We start from the raw sequence: 16,863 nt of genomic DNA on the forward strand, positions 1-16,863 counted from the left end.
ATGGACAAGGAACAGAAGCTCCGGAACTACCTCAAGCGGGCGAGCGCCGACCTGAAGCGCTCCCGGCAGCGGGTCACCGAGCTGGAGGCGGCGGCCACCGAGCCCATCGCGATCGTCGGCATGAGCTGCCGCTATCCCGGCGGGGTCAGCAGCCCGGAGGACCTGTGGAGGATGCTGGCCGCCGGCGAGGACGGCATCACCGGCATGCCCGAGGACCGCGGCTGGGAGGCCGCCGTCGGCGACGGCCCGGCGGACTTCTCCGGCGGCTTCCTGCACGACGCGCCCGCCTTCGACCCGGACTTCTTCGGCATCTCGCCCCGCGAGGCGCTGTCCATGGACCCGCAGCAGCGGCTGCTCCTGGAGACCGGCTGGGAGGCCTTCGAGCGGGCCGGCATCGATCCCGCGGGCGTCCGCGGCAGCCGCACCGGCATGTTCGTCGGCGCGATGCCCCAGGACTACCGGGTCGGTCCCGACGACGACGTCCAGGGCTTCCAGCTCACCGGCAACGCCACCAGCATCCTCTCCGGCCGCCTCTCCTACTTCTTCGGCGCCGTCGGACCGGCCGTGACCGTCGACACCGCCTGCTCCTCCTCCCTGGTCGCCCTGCACCTGGCCGCCCAGTCGCTGCGCGCCGGCGAGTGCTCCCTGGCTCTGGCCGCCGGTGTCACCGTCATGGCGAGCCCCACCACCTTCGTCGAGTTCGCCCGCCAGGGCGGCCTCGCCGCCGACGGCCGCTGCAAGTCCTTCGCCGACGCCGCCAACGGCACCGGCTGGTCCGAGGGGGTCGGCGTCCTCGTCCTGGAGCGGCTGTCCGAGGCCCGCCGCAACGGCCACCGGGTGCTCGCCGTGGTCCGCGGCTCCGCCGTCAACCAGGACGGCGCCTCCAACGGCCTCACCGCCCCCAACGGCCCCTCCCAGCAACGCGTCATCGAGTCCGCCCTGGTCAACGCCCGGCTCACCGCCGCCGACGTCGACGCGGTCGAGGCGCACGGCACCGGAACCGTCCTCGGCGACCCCGTCGAGGCCCAGGCACTGCTGGCCACCTACGGGCAGGGCCGCGACGCCGACAAGCCGCTGCTGCTCGGCTCGGTCAAGTCCAACATCAGCCACACGCAGGCCGCCGCCGGTGTCGCCGGCATCATCAAGATGGTCATGGCGATGCGCCACGACCTGCTGCCGCGCACCCTCCACGTCGACCGGCCCTCCACCCACGTCGACTGGACCGAGGGCGCCGTCCGCCTGCTGACCGAGCCCACCCCCTGGCCCCGCCGCGAGAACGCGCCGCGCCGCGCGGGCGTCTCCTCCTTCGGCCTGTCCGGCACCAACGCGCACACCATCATCGAGGAGGCCCCGCAGGAGCCGGCCGCCGACGGTGACGAGGACGTCCCGGCCGTCGACGCCGGGGCGCTGCCCTGGCTGCTGTCCGGCCGTACCCCGCAGGCGCTGCGCGCCCAGGCCGCCCGGCTGCTCGACCACCTCGCCGCAAGGCCCGCGCTGCCGGCCCTGGACGTCTCCCACGCACTGGCCACCACCCGCTCCACCCTGGAGCACCGCGCGGCCTTCACCACCGACGGCCGGGACACCGCCGTCACCCTCCTCACCGCGCTCGCCGCCGGCGAGGACGCGCCCGGCCTCACCACCCACCAGGTGCGCGCCCGCACCAAGCTCGCCGTGCTCTTCTCCGGCCAGGGCGCCCAGCGCCCCGGCATGGGCCGCGAGCTGTACGCGCGCTTCCCCGTCTTCGCCCGTGCCCTCGACGAGATCCTGGACCACCTCGACGCCGGGCTCGACCGCCCGCTGCGGCCCCTGCTCCTCGCCGAGGAGGGCAGCGAGGAAGCCGCCCTCCTCGACCGCACCGGGTACGCGCAGCCCGCCCTGTTCGCCCTCGAAGTGGCCCTGTTCCGGCTCGTCGAGTCCTGGGGCGTCACCCCGGACCACCTCACCGGGCACTCCGTCGGCGAGATAGCCGCCGCCCACGTCGCCGGCGTGTTCACCCTCGCCGACGCCTGCGCCCTGGTCACCGCCCGCGGCCGCCTCATGGAGGCCCTGCCCGAGGGCGGCGCCATGGTCTCCCTGGAGGCCACCGAGGACGAGGTCGCGCCGCTCCTCGCCGGGCACGCCGGGCAGGTCTCCGTAGCCGCCGTCAACGGCCCCGCCTCGGTCGTCGTCTCCGGAGCCGAGGGCCCCGTCGAGGACATCGCCGCACGCGTCGCCGCCCTCGGCCGCCGCACGCGGAAGCTGCGGGTGTCCCACGCGTTCCACTCGCCGCTCATGGACCCGATGCTGGAGGAGTTCCGCGCGCTCGTCGCCGGACTCTCCCCGCAGGCCCCCACCGTCCCGGTCGTCTCCAACCTCACCGGCGTGCCCGCCACCGTCGAGCAGCTCACCTCCGCCGACTACTGGACCGACCACGTCCGCCACGCCGTGCGCTTCGCGGACGGCGTGTCCTGGCTCGCCGCACACGGCACCGGACTCTTCCTCGAACTCGGCCCCGACGCCACCCTCGCCGCTCTCACCCGGACCGTCCTGGACGCCGCCGGACACGAGCACGCCACCGTGCTGCCCGCGCTCCGCAAGGACCGCCCCGAGGCCGCCACCCTCACCGAGACCACCACCGGACTCCAGCTGCGCGGCGTCGCCGTGCGCTGGGACCGCTGGTTCGAGGGGACCGGCGCAGCCCGCGCCGACCTGCCCACCTACGCCTTCCAGCACCGCCGCTTCTGGCCCAAGGGCGTCACCGGGCTCACCGGCGACATGCGCTCGGCGGGCCTCGGCGCCGCCCACCACCCGCTGCTCGCCGCGGCCGTCACCCTCGCCAACTCCGACGGCCTGCTCCTCACCGGCCGCCTCTCGGTCCGCACCCACCCCTGGCTCGCCGACCACGCCGTGCGCGGCACCGTGCTGCTGGCCGGCACCGCCTTCCTGGAGCTCGCCGTCCGTGCCGGCGACGAGGTCGGCTGCGACCGCGTCGAGGAGCTCGCCCTCGCCGCCCCGCTCGCCCTGCCCGAGGACGGCGGAGTCCAGGTCCAGGTATGGATCGGCACCCCGGACGAGACGGGCCGCCGCGCCCTGACCCTCTACTCCCGCCCCGACGGTGACGACGACCGGCCCTGGACCCAGCACGCCGCCGGCACCCTCGCCTCCGGCGCTCACCACGGCGAGGAGTTCGACGCCACCGTCTGGCCGCCCGCCGGCGCCGAGAGCGTCACCCTCGACGGTTTCTACGACGGCCTGGCCGAAGCCGGCTTCGCCTACGGTCCCGCCTTCCGCGGCCTGCGCGCCGTCTGGCGCCGAGGCGAGGAGACCTACGCCGAGGTCGCCCTCGACGCCGGACCCGCCGGCGACGCCCCCTCCTTCGGCCTGCACCCCGCACTGCTCGACGCCGCCCTGCACGCCACCGCCCTCGCCCCACTCGGCGAGGACGCCCGGGGCGGGCTGCCCTTCGCCTGGCAGGACGTCACCCTCCACGCGGCCGGAGCCACCGAGGCCCGCGTCCGCATCACCCCCGCCGGCGACGACGCGGTCACCCTCACCGTCGCCGACACCACCGGCGTGCCCGTGGCCTCCGTCGGCACCCTGGTACTGCGCTCCGCCCCCGACGCGCGCCGCGCCGCCGCCGACGCGCTGGAGCGTGACGCCCTCTTCCACCTCGACTGGACCCGCCCGCACGGCGTCGCCGAAACCGACGCCCCCGGCACGGTCGGCCTGCTCGGCACCGACCCGCACCGGCTCGGCGCCGCCCTCACCGCCGCCGGGTGCACCGTCACCCCCCTCACCGGGACCGGCGGAGCCGACACGCCCGAACTGGTCCTCGTCCCGGTCGCCGGGAGCGACTCCGAGGCCGTGCCCGCCGAGGTCCACGCGCTCACCGCTCGCGTCCTTGGGCACATCCGGCACTGGCTCGCCGAGGACACCCGCGACGGCTCGCGCCTGGTGTTCGTCACCCGCGGCGCCGTCGCCGCCGCGGACGGCCCGCTCACCGACCCGGCCGCCGCGGCCGCCTGGGGCCTGGTCCGCTCCGCCCAGGCCGAACACCCCCACCGCTTCGGCCTGCTCGACCTCGACCCCGCCGCGGAGACCGACCCCGCCGCGCTCGCCGCCGCGCTCGCCGCCCAGGAACCGCAGACGGCGCTCCGCGGCGGCGCCGTGTTCGCCGCCCGGCTCGCCCGCGTCCGCCCCGACGGCGACCACACCGCCCCCGCCTGGAACCCCGACGGCACCGTCGTCGTCACCGGCGGCACCGGCGGCCTCGGCGCGGTCCTCGCCCGCCACCTCGTCACCGAGCGCGGCGTACGCCACCTGGTGCTCGCCGGCCGGCGCGGCCCCGACGCCCCCGGTGCCGGCGAACTCGCCGCCGAACTGGCCGGACGGGGCGCCGAGGTCACCCTCGCCGTCTGCGACGTCAGCGACCCGGACGCCGTCGGCAGGCTGTTCGCCGCCGTGCCGGCCGAACACCCCGTCACCGCCGTCGTGCACACCGCCGGCACCCTCGACGACGGCCTGGTCGAGTCCCTCACCGAGGAACGGCTCTCCGCCGTACTGCGGCCCAAGGCCGACGCCGTCTGGCACCTGCACCGGGCCACCCGCGACCTCGACCTCGCCGCGTTCGTCGTGTTCTCCTCCCTCGCCGGCACCACCGGCGCCCCCGGCCAGGCCAACTACGCCGCCGCAAACGCCTTCCTGGACGCCGTCGCCCGCCTGCGCCGCGACGCCGGCCTGCCCGGCCTCTCCCTCGGCTGGGGGCCCTGGGTACCCACCGGCGGCATGACCGGCGCACTGGCCGAGCAGGACCTGGAGCGCATGTCCCGCTCCGGCACGCCCCCGCTCACCGCCGAGCAGGGCCTGGCCCTCTTCGACGCCGCCCTCGCGCAGCCACGCGCCGCCGTCCTGCCCGCCCGTCTCGACCTCGCGGCGCTGCGCGGCCGTGGCGAGGTGCCGCCGCTCCTGCGCGGCCTGGTCCGCACCCGCGCCCGGCGCACCGCGCGCACCGGCTCCGAAGCCGCCCTCGGCCTCGCCCAGCGGCTCGCCCGGCTCGACGAGGAGGCCCGCACCGAGGCCGTCGTCGACCTGGTGCGCGACCGGACGGCCGCCGTCCTCGGCCATGCCTCCGCCGCCGACATCGACCCCGAACGCCCCTTCCAGGAGCTCGGGTTCGACTCACTGACCGCCGTCGAGCTGCGCAACCGGCTGGCCGCCGCCACCGGCCTGCGCACCTCCGCCACCGTCATCTTCGACTACCCGACCGTGGCGTCCCTGGCCGGTCACCTCCTGGAGGAACTGACCGGCACCCCGGACACCACGACGCCCGCGACCACCCCGCGGACGCGCGCCACCGCCGAGGACCCGATCGTCATCGTCGGCATGAGCTGCCGCTACCCCGGCGGCGTCGGCTCGCCCGACGACCTGTGGCGCCTGGTCACCGAGGGCACCGACGCGATCGGCGGGCTGCCCGTCAACCGCGGCTGGGACCTCGACTCCCTCTACCACCCCGACCCCGACCACCCCGGCACCTCGTACACCCGCTACGGCGGATTCCTCCACGACGCGGGGGAGTTCGACCCCGGCTTCTTCGGCATGAGCCCGCGCGAGGCGCTCGCCACCGACTCCCAGCAGCGGCTCCTGCTGGAGGCGTCCTGGACCGCCGTCGAGCACGCCGGCATCGACCCGGCGGGCCTGCGCGGCAGCCAGACCGGCGTCTTCGCCGGCGTCATGTACAGCGACTACTCGGCGACCCTCGCCGACGAGCGCTTCGAGGGCCACCAGGGCAGCGGCACGGCCCCCAGCATCGCCTCCGGCCGGGTCTCCTACGCCCTGGGGCTGGAGGGTCCGGCGGTCACCGTGGACACCGCCTGCTCCTCCTCCCTGGTCGCCATGCACTGGGCCATGCAGGCCCTGCGCTCCGGCGAGTGCTCGCTCGCCCTGGCCGGCGGCGTCACGGTGATGTCCACCCCGACCTCCCTCATCGAGTTCTCCCGCCAGCGCGGTCTGTCCCCCGACGGCCGCTGCAAGGCGTTCTCCGACGAGGCCGACGGCGTCGGCTGGTCCGAGGGCGTCGGCGTGCTCGTCCTGGAGCGGCTGTCCGACGCCCGCCGCAACGGCCACCGGGTGCTCGCCGTGGTCCGCGGCTCCGCCGTCAACCAGGACGGCGCCTCCAACGGGCTGACCGCCCCCAACGGTCCGTCCCAGCAGCGCGTCATCCGCCAGGCCCTCGGAACAGCCGGCCTGGCGCCCTCCGACGTCGACGCGGTCGAGGCGCACGGCACCGGCACCGCTCTCGGCGACCCGATCGAGGCGCAGGCGCTGCTGGCGACGTACGGGCAGGACCGGCCCGGGGACCGGCCGCTGCTGCTCGGCTCGGTGAAGTCCAACATCGGCCACACCCAGGCCGCCGCCGGAGTCGCGGGCGTCATCAAGATGGTCATGGCGATGCGCCACGGCCAACTGCCGCCCACCCTGCACGCCGGCCGCCCCTCCCGCCACGTCGACTGGGAGAGCGGTGACGTCCGCCTCCTCCAGGACCCGGCCGCCTGGCCGGAGACCGGCCGCCCCCGCCGTGCGGGCGTCTCCTCCTTCGGCATCAGCGGCACCAACGCGCACGTCGTCCTGGAGCAGGGTGAGCCCGCCCCCGCCCGCACGGCCGGCACGGCGGCCGCCGCCGCCGGGCCCGCCGTCCTGCCCTGGACCCTCTCCGGCCGCACCCGCCCCGCGCTGCGTGCCCAGGCCGCCCGGCTGCTCGACCACCTCGCCGCGCACCCCGACGACACCCCCGCCGACGTCACCCTGTCGCTGGCCACCACCCGCCCGGCCTTCGAGCAGCGCGCCGTCGTCGTCGGCACCGCCGACGACGCCCGCCGCGCGCTGGCCGCGCTCGCCGCCGACCGTCCCGACCCGGCACTCGTGGTCGGCGAGACCGGCGGCGCCGGCCGCACCGCCCTGCTCTTCACCGGCCAGGGCAGCCAGCGCCCCGGCCTGGGCCGCGAACTGTACGCGCGCCACCCGGTGTTCGCCGAGGCTCTGGACGAGGTCGTCGCCCGGCTCGACCCGCTGCTCGTCGACGCGCCCGCCGGCACCCCGCACGGCTCCCTCAAGGACGTCCTGTTCGCCGAGGAGGGCACCCCGGGCGCCGCCGCCCTGTACGAGACCGGCTGGACCCAGCCCGCGCTGTTCGCCCTGGAGACCGCCCTGTACCGGCTGGTCCGCTCCTGGGGCGTACGCCCCGGCGTGCTCCTCGGTCACTCCGTCGGCGGCATCGGCGCCGCCCACGCCGCGGGCGTCCTCTCCCTGGACGACGCCTGCGCCCTCGTCGCCGCCCGCGCCCGTCTGATGCAGGCCCTGCCCGAGGGCGGCGCCATGTGGTCGATCCAGGCGTCCGAGGACGAGGTCCGGCCCCTGCTGGCAGGCGAGGAGGACGTGGCCGACCTCGCCGCCGTCAACGGACCCGCCGCCGTCGTCGTCTCCGGCGACGAGGAGACCGCCGCGGGCATCGCCGCCCACTTCGCCGGCCTCGGCCGCGCCACCCGCCGCCTGCGGGTCAGCCACGCCTTCCACTCGCCCCGCATGGACGCGATGCTGGACGCCTTCCGTGAGATCGCCGAGAGCCTCACCTACCACGAGCCGACCGTGCCGGTGGTCTGCGATCTCACGGGCCGCCTCGCCGAGGGCGACGACCTGCGCACCGCCGACTACTGGGTCCGCCACGTGCGCTCCACCGTCCGCTTCGCCGACGCCGTGCGCGCCGCCCACGAGGCCGGCGCCACCACCTACCTGGAACTGGGCCCCGGCGGTTCCCTGTGCGCCGCCACCCAGGACACCCTCGGCGACGACACCGAGGCCGACGCCGTCCCGACACTGCGCACCGACCGCGGTGAGGACGAGTCCGTCCTCACCGCGCTCGCCCGGCTCCACGTCCGCGGCGTCCGCGTCGACTGGGCCGCCGTCCACCCCGCCGACGCCACCGCCGTCGAACTGCCCACCTACGCCTTCCAGCACGAGACGTACTGGCCCGACACCACCGCGCCCACCGTCCGGCGGGCCGCCGACGGCGCCACCGGTCCCGCCGACGCCGAGCTGTGGACCGCCGTCGAACGCGGCGACGCCGCCGGACTCGCCGGACTCCTCGGCCTGCGCGACGAGGAGCACGCCTCCCTCTACACGCTGCTGCCCTCGCTGACCTCCTGGCGCCGCGCCCGCCACGAGCGGGCCGTCCTGGACGCCGCCCGCTACCGGATCGCCTGGCAGCCCGCCAGGACGGAGAAGGCCCCCGTCCTCGACGGGACCTGGCTGGCCGTCACCACCGCCGACGACGGTGCGGCCGACACGGTGCTGGACGCCCTGCGCGGGCACGGCGCGGCCGTCGAGCGCCTGGTCCTCGACACCTCCCACCTCGACCGGGACCGTCTCACCGCCGGCCTGCGCGCCGCCGTCGAGACCTCCGGGGCCGACGGCGCCGCCGGCATCAGCGGCGTCCTGTCGCTGCTGCCGCTCGCCGACGCCGCCCGCCCCGGGGCCGCCGGCACCGACACGCCCGCCGGCGGACTGCCGGCCGGTTTCGCCCTCGGCGTGGTCCTCGCCCAGGCACTCGGCGACGCCGCCGTCACCGCCCCGCTGTGGACGGTCACCCGAGGCGCCGTCTCCACCGGGCCCGGCGACCCGCTCACCCATCCCGCCCGCGCCGCCGCCTGGGGACTGGGCCGGGTCGCCGCGCTGGAACGCCCCGAGCAGTGGAGCGGCCTGATCGACCTGCCGGAGGTGCTCGACGCCCCGGCCACCCAGCGCCTGGTCAGCCTCCTCGCCACCCGCGACGGCGAGGACCAGCTCGCCGTCCGCGCCTCCGGCACCCTGGCCCGCCGCGTCGTCCGCCACCCCGGCGACGACCTGCCCCGCGAGGACGAGTTCACCGCTTCGGGCACCGTCCTGGTCACCGGCGGCACCGGCGGCCTCGGCGCCGAGGCCGCACGGTGGCTCGCCCGCTCCGGCGCCGCCCACCTCATCCTCACCGGCCGCCGCGGCCCCGACGCCCCCGGCGCCGCCGGACTCCGCGCCGAACTGGAGGAACTCGGCGCCCGCGTCACCCTCACCGCCTGCGACAGCGCCGACCGCGACGCCCTCGCCCGGGTCCTCGCCGCGGTGCCCGAGGACGCCCCCCTCACCGGCGTCGTGCACGCCGCCGGCGTCGGCCAGGCCGCGCCGCTGGCCGACACCCCGCTCGACCAGGTCGCCGCCGCCATGGCCGCCAAGACCCTCGGCGCCGCCCACCTCGACGCGCTCCTCGACGGCCACGACCTCGACTTCCTCGTCCTGGTCTCCTCCGTCGCCGGTGTGTGGGGAAGCGCGGGCCAGAGCGCCTACGCGGCCGCCAACGCCTACCTCGACGCGCTCGCCGAGAACCGCCGCTCCCGCGGACTCGCCGCCACCTCCGTCGCCTGGGGCCCCTGGGCCGAGGTCGGCATGGCCAGCGCCCACCGGACCGTCTTCGAGAACCTGGAGCGGACCGGCCTGCGGCTGCTGGACCCGGCCACCGCCATGGCGGAGCTGCGCCGCGCCGTGGTGCGCGACGAGGCCACCGTGACCGTCGCCGACGTCGACTGGGAGCAGTACCACCCGGTCTTCACCGCCGCCCGCGCCAGCCGCCTGTTCGACGCCGTCGACACCGTCGCCGGCCTCGGTGCCCGCGAGACCACCGGGACCGCCTCCGAGCTGGCCGGCCGCCTCGGCGGCCTCACCGAGCAGGAGCAGGAACGTCTCCTGGCCGACCTCGTACGCGCCGAGGCCGCCGTCGTCCTCGGCCACACCTCCGCCGAGGGCGTCCCGGTCAAGAAGGCGTTCCGCGACGCCGGGTTCGACTCGCTGACCGCCGTCGAACTGCGGAAGCGGCTCGCCGCCCTCACCGGCCTCGCCCTGCCGACCACCCTGGTGTTCGACTACCCGAACCCCGCCGCCCTCGCCCGCCACCTGCGCGGCGAACTCCTCGGCACCGCCGACACCGGGGCCGTGCCGGCAACGGGCCCCGCGACCACCGACGAGCCCATCGCCATCATCGGGATGAGCTGCCGCTTCCCCGGCGGCGCGCGCTCCGCCGACGCCTTCTGGCAACTCGTCGCCGACAACACCGACGCCATCTCCGAGTTCCCCGTCAACCGCGGCTGGGACGGCGACGCGCTGTACGACCCGGACCCCGACCGGCCCGGCACCACCTACTCCACGCAGGGCGGATTCCTGCACGACGCGGGCGAGTTCGACGCCGGCTTCTTCGGCATATCGCCGCGTGAGGCCGTCTCCATGGACCCGCAGCAGCGCCTGCTGCTGGAGACCACCTGGGAGGCGTTCGAACACGCCGGCATCGACCCGGCCGCCGTACACTCCACCCCCACCGGCACCTTCATCGGCTCCACCTACCAGGACTACGGCGTCGCCATGGACGACGGGTCCGCGGGCCACGCCGTCACCGGCTCCAGCCCCAGCGTGCTCTCCGGCCGCCTCGCCTACTCCTTCGGCCTGGAGGGCCCGGCTGTCACGGTCGACACGGCCTGCTCCTCCTCGCTGGTGGCGCTGCACCTGGCCTGCCAGTCGCTGCGCAACGGCGAGTCCACCCTCGCCCTGGCGGGCGGCGCCACCGTCATGACCAACCCGATGCCGTTCATCGCCTTCAGCCGGCAGCGGGCCCTGGCCCGGGACGGCCGCTGCAAGGCCTTCTCCGAGGGCGCCGACGGCATGACCCTCGCCGAGGGCGTCGGCATCCTCGTCCTGGAGCGGCTGTCCGACGCCCGCCGCAACGGCCACGAGGTCCTGGCCGTCGTCCGCGGCTCGGCCGTCAACCAGGACGGCGCCTCCAACGGGCTGACCGCCCCCAACGGCCCCTCCCAGGTCCGCGTCATCCGCCAGGCCCTGGCCGCCTCCGGCCTGACCACCGACGACATCGACGCGGTCGAGGCGCACGGCACCGGCACCGCCCTCGGCGACCCCATCGAGGCCCAGGCGCTGCACGCCACCTACGGCAAGGACCGCGACCCCGGCGACCCGCTGCTGCTCGGCTCGGTGAAGTCCAACATCGGCCACACCCAGTCGGCCGCCGGCGTCGCGGGCGTCATCAAGATGGTCATGGCGATGCGCCACGGCACCCTGCCGCGCACCCTGCACGCCGCGGAGCCCTCCAGCCACATCGACTGGTCCAGCGGCACCGTCCGCCTGATCACCGAGAACACCGAGTGGGCCAGGGCCGGCCGCCCGCTCCGCGCCGCCGTCTCCTCCTTCGGCATCAGCGGCACCAACGCCCACGCCGTCCTGGAACAGGCGACCCCCGCGGAGGAGCCCGCGCCGGCCGCCGCAGCCACCCTCCCGGCGGGCGGCACCCTGCCCTGGGTCCTCTCCGCCGCCGCCCCCGCCGCCCTGCGGGAGCAGGCCGCCAACCTGGCCGCCCACGTCACCACCGGGACCGCGCCGCACCCCGCCGACGTCGGCCACACGCTGGTCACCGCGCGCTCCGTCCTGGATCACCGCGCGGTCGCCCTCGGCTCCGGCACCGGCGAACTCGCCGAAGCGCTCGCCGCGTTCGGCGCCGACGAGTCCACCGGGCAGGTCGTCCGCGGCACCGCCGACACCGACGGCCGCACCGTGTTCGTCTTCCCCGGCCAGGGCTCCCAGTGGACCGGCATGGGCGCCGAACTCCTCGACACCTCACCGGCGTTCGCCGAGCGGTTCCACGCGTGCGCGGCCGCGCTGGCCCCGTACACCGACTGGAGCCTCGTCGACGTCGTCCGCCAGGCCGACGGCGCCCCCACGCTGGACCGCGTCGACGTCGTCCAGCCCGCCACCTGGGCCGTGATGGTCTCCCTGGCGGAACTGTGGAGGGCCCACGGCGTCACCCCCGACGCGGTGATCGGCCACTCCCAGGGGGAGATCGCCGCCGCCGTCGTGTCCGGCGCGCTCACCCTCGACGACGGTGCCCGCGTCGTCGCCCTGCGCTCCCAGGCCATCCGCCGCGTCCTGGCCGGGGCCGGCGGCATGATGTCCGTCCAGGTGTCCGCCGCCGAGGCCGAGAAGTACCTGCCCGCGTACGAGGGCGCCGTCTCCGTGGCCGCCGTCAACGGCCCGCACTCCGTCGTCCTCGCCGGTACGCCCGACGCCCTGGACGCCCTCCAGGCCGAGTTCACCTCCCGCGACCTGCGCGCCCGCCGGATCGCCGTGGACTACGCCTCCCACTCGGCGCAGGTCGAGCACATCGAGGCCGAACTCCTCGACGTGCTCGGCGCGGTGGCGCCCCGCGCCGCCCGCGTCCCGTTCCACTCCACCGTCACCGGCGGCACGCTCGACACCACCGGCCTGGACGCCGCCTACTGGTACCGCAACCTGCGCGGGACGGTCCGCTTCGAGGAGGGCGTGCGCGCCCTCCTCGAAGCCGAGCACACGCTCTTCGTCGAGATCAGCCCGCACCCGGTGCTGACCATGGCCGTCCAGGCCACCGCCGAGGCCACCGGCCGCCCGGCCGCCGCCGTCGGCACCCTCCGCCGCGAACAGGGCGACCTGGCCCGCTTCCTCACCTCGCTCGCCGAGCAGTGGGTCCGCGGCGGCCGCGCCGACTGGAGCGCGGTCTACGCCGGTACCGGCGCCCGCAGGACACCCCTGCCCACCTACGCCTTCCAGCGCGAGCACCTGTGGGCCGTCGGCTCACGCCCGCAGGGTTCCGGTGACAAAGACCCGGCCGACGCCGAGTTCTGGGCCGAGGTCGAGCAGGAGGACGCGGAGTCCCTCGCCTCCCGGCTGGAACTCGACCGCGACGCGCTCGCCCCGGTCCTGCCCGCCCTCTCCACCTGGCGCCGCCGGCGCCGCGACCGCTCCACCGTCGGCTCCTGGCGCTACCGTGCCACCTGGAAGCCGCTCGGCAAGCTGCCCGCCGCCACCCTGGACGGCACCTGGCTGCTCGTCACCACCGACGGCACCGACCGGACGTACGCGGCCGCCGTGGCGGAGCACCTGGCCGCGCACGGCGCCCGGACGCTGCCGCTCACGCTGAACGCCGCCGACGCCGACCGGGCGGTCCTCGCGGACCGGCTGCGCGACCTGCCCGAGCCCACCGCGGTCGTCTCGCTGCTGGCCGACGACGAGTCCACCGGGGCCGTCCACCCGGTGCTCACCACCGGCCTCGCCCTCAGCCTCACGCTGGTGCAGGCCCTCGGCGACGCCGGGATGGAGGCCCCCGTCTGGGCGCTCACGCGCGGCGCCGTCTCCACCGGCCGCGCCGACCGCCTCACCCGGCCCGCCCAGGCGCTCGTCCAGGGCCTCGGCTGGACCGCCGCCCTGGAGCACCCGGACCGCTGGGGCGGCACCGTCGACCTCCCCGAGACCCTGGACCGCCGCGCGGGCGAACGCCTCGCCGCCGTCCTGTCCGGCACCACCGGCGAGGACCAACTCGCCGTACGCGCCTCCGGCGTCCTGGCCCGGCGCGTCCTGCCGGCCCCGGCGGCGCCCGCCGGAACCGGTGGCTGGACCCCGCGCGGCACCGTCCTGGTCACCGGCGGCACCGGCACTCTCGGCCCGCACCTGGCCCGCTGGCTCGCCGACCAGGGCGCCCGCGACCTGGTCCTCACCAGCCGCCGCGGCGCGGACGCCCCCGGCGTCGCCGAACTCGCCGCCGAACTCGGCGGCCGCGGCTGCCAGGTGACCGTCGCCGCGTGCGACGTCACCGACCGCGAGGCCCTCGCCGCGCTCCTGGACGGCCTCACCGCCGAGGGCCGCACCGTGCGCAGCGTCTTCCACACCGCCGCCGTCATCGAGCTCCAGTCCATCGAGGAGACCAGCCTCGACGCGTTCGCCAAGGTGGTCCACGCCAAGACCGCCGGCGCCGCGCACCTGGACGCACTCCTCGACGACGACCAGCTCGACGCGTTCGTCCTGTACTCCTCCACCGCCGGCATGTGGGGCAGCGGCCGGCACGCGGCGTACGTCGCCGCCAACGCCCACATCAACGCGCTCGCCGAGCACCGGCGCGCCCGCGGCGCCAACGGCACCGCCGTGTCCTGGGGCATCTGGGCCGACGACATGAGGCTCGGCCGCGTCGACCCCGGCCAGATCCGCCGCAGCGGACTGGAGTTCATGGACCCGCGGCTGGCCCTCGCCGGGCTCCGGCAGGTCCTGGACGGGGACGAGGGCGCCATCGCCGTCGCCGACGTCGACTGGGACCGCTACCACCCCGTCTTCACCTCCTCGCGGCCCACCGGCCTCTTCGAGGACGTGCCCGAGGTGCGCCGGCTCACCGAGGAGAGCGAGGCCCGGGCCGCCGAGGGCGGCGAGTTCGTCCACCGCCTCCGCTCCCTGCCGGCCGGCGAGCAGGAACGCCTCCTGCTCGACCTGGTGCGCTCCGAGGCCGCCACCGCCCTCGGCCACGCCTCGCCGGAGACGCTTTCGGAGCGGCGCGCCTTCCGCGACGTCGGCTTCGACTCGCTCACCGCGGTCGACCTGCGCAACCGCCTCGCCACCGTCACCGGCCTCACCCTGCCGAGCACCATGGTGTTCGACTACCCGGACCCGCTCACCCTCGTGGGCCACCTGCGCGGTCTGGTCGGCGGCCCGTCCGCCGAGTCCGACGGCCCGGTCCGCGCCACGGCCGCCGTCGACGACGAGCCGATCGCCGTCGTCGCGATGAGCTGCCGCTACCCCGGCGGCGTCACCTCGCCCGAGGCACTGTGGGAGCTGGTGGCGGCCGGCGGCGACGCCGTCACCGGCTTCCCCGCCGACCGTGGCTGGGACGCCGAGGCCCTGTACGACCCGGACCCCGACCGTCCCGGCACCACCTACTCCACGCAGGGCGGTTTCCTGCACGACGTCGCCGACTTCGACGCGGGCTTCTTCGGGATCTCCCCGCGCGAGGCGCTGGCGATGGACCCGCAGCAACGCCTGCTGCTGGAGACCGGCTGGGAGGCCATGGAGCGCGCGGGCATCGATCCCGCCACCCTGCGCGGCAGCACGACCGGCACCTTCATCGGCGCCAGCTACCAGGACTACACCGCGGGCGGCGGCAGCTCGGAGGGCGCCGAGGGGCACCTGATCACCGGCACCATCTCCAGCGTGATGTCCGGCCGCCTCGCCTACACCTTCGGGCTGGAGGGCCCGGCCGTCACCCTGGACACCGCCTGCTCCTCCTCGCTGGTGGCGTTGCACCTGGCCTGCCAGTCGCTGCGCAACGGCGAGTCCTCCCTCGCCCTGGCGGGCGGCGTCAGCGTCATGGCCACCCCGCAGGCGTTCACCGGCTTCAGCCGTCAGCGCGCCATGGCCCCCGACGGCCGCTGCAAGGCCTACGCCGAGGGCGCCGACGGCATGAGCCTCGCCGAGGGCGTCGGCCTCGTCCTCGTCGAGCGCCTCTCCGACGCCCGCCGCAACGGCCACCCGGTCCTCGCCGTGATCCGCGGCTCCGCCGTCAACCAGGACGGCGCCTCCAACGGGCTGACCGCCCCCAACGGCCCCTCCCAGGCCCGCGTCATCCGCCAGGCCCTCGCCAACGCCGGACTCACCCCGGGCGAGGTGGACGTGGTCGAGGGCCACGGCACCGGCACCGCCCTCGGCGACCCGATCGAGGCGCAGGCGCTGCTGGCGACGTACGGCCAGGACCGGCCCGAGGACCGGCCGCTGCTGCTCGGCTCGGTGAAGTCCAACATCGGCCACACACAGATGGCCTCCGGCATCGCCGGCGTCATGAAGATGGTCATGGCGATGCGGCACGGCACCGTCCCGCGCACCCTGCACGTCGACACCCCGTCCCGTCACGTCGACTGGGACTCCGGCGCGATCGACCTGGTCACCGAGACCGTGCCCTGGCCCGAGACCGGACGCCCGCACCGGGCCGCCGTCTCCTCCTTCGGCCTCTCCGGCACCAACGTCCACACCGTCGTCGAGCAGGCCCCGGAGGACCCCGCGGCCGAACCCGCCGCGGTCCCCGCGCCGGCCGGCGCCACCGACCCCGCCACCCTGCCCCCGGGCGTCCCCGTCCTGCTCTCCGCACGGACCGAGGCCGCCCTGCGCGAGCAGGCCGACCGCCTCGCCGGACACCTCACCGACCGGCCCGACGTACCGCTCGTGGATCTGGCCCACTCCCTGGCCACCACCCGCGGCGCCCTGGAACACCGAGCCGCCGTCCTCACCGGCGACCGGGACGGCCTGCTGCGGGCACTCACCGCGCTCCGCGACGGCAGCCACGACGCCGCGCTGCTCACCGGCGCCCCCGCACGCGGAAGGCTGGCCTTCCTCTTCACCGGCCAGGGCAGCCAGCGCGCCGCCACGGGACGCGAACTGTACGGCCGCCACCCGGTCTTCGCCGAGGCCCTGGACGCCGTCCTTGCCCGGTTCGACCAGGAACTCGACCGCCCGCTGCGCGAGGTGCTGTTCGCCGGTGAGAGCGCCCCCGAGGCCGCCCTCCTGCACGACACGGCGTACACGCAACCCGCCCTGTTCGCCCTCGAAGTCGCCCTGTACCGGCTCGTCGAGTCCTGGGGCGTCCGCCCCGACCAGGTCGCCGGCCACTCCGTCGGCGAGATCGCCGCCGCCCACGTGGCAGGCGTCTTCTCCCTGGACGACGCCTGCACCCTGGTCGCCGCCCGCGGCCGCCTCATGGCCGCCCTGCCGGCCGGCGGCGCCATGGTGGCCGTCGAAGCGGCCGAGGAAGAGGTACTGCCCTTCCTGGAGGGCCGCGAGGACCAGGTCTGCCTCGCCGCGGTCAACGGCCCGCGCGCCGTGGTGATCGCCGGCGACGAGGAGCCGGTCGCCGCCGTCGCCGCCCGCCTCGCCGAGGACGGCCGCCGCACCCGCCCGCTGCGCGTGAGTCATGCCTTCCACTCGCCGCGCATGGACGCCATGCTCGACGACTTCGCCCGCGTG

1 protein-coding gene (cut by a window edge) is annotated in these 16,863 nt (G+C 76.4%); it reads left to right on the top strand.

The genetic code is table 11. The features are described from left to right. Window positions 1-16,863 carry the 5' portion of a type I polyketide synthase gene (locus Sdia_RS15965; protein WP_191835346.1) on the top strand. It continues 11,829 nt past the right edge of the window, so 16,863 of the gene's 28,692 nt are visible here — the first part of the coding sequence; the start codon lies at window positions 1-3; the stop codon falls past the right edge of the window.

Source organism: Streptomyces diastaticus subsp. diastaticus (assembly GCF_011170125.1).
GTDB classification, from domain to species: Bacteria; Actinomycetota; Actinomycetes; order Streptomycetales; family Streptomycetaceae; genus Streptomyces; species Streptomyces diastaticus.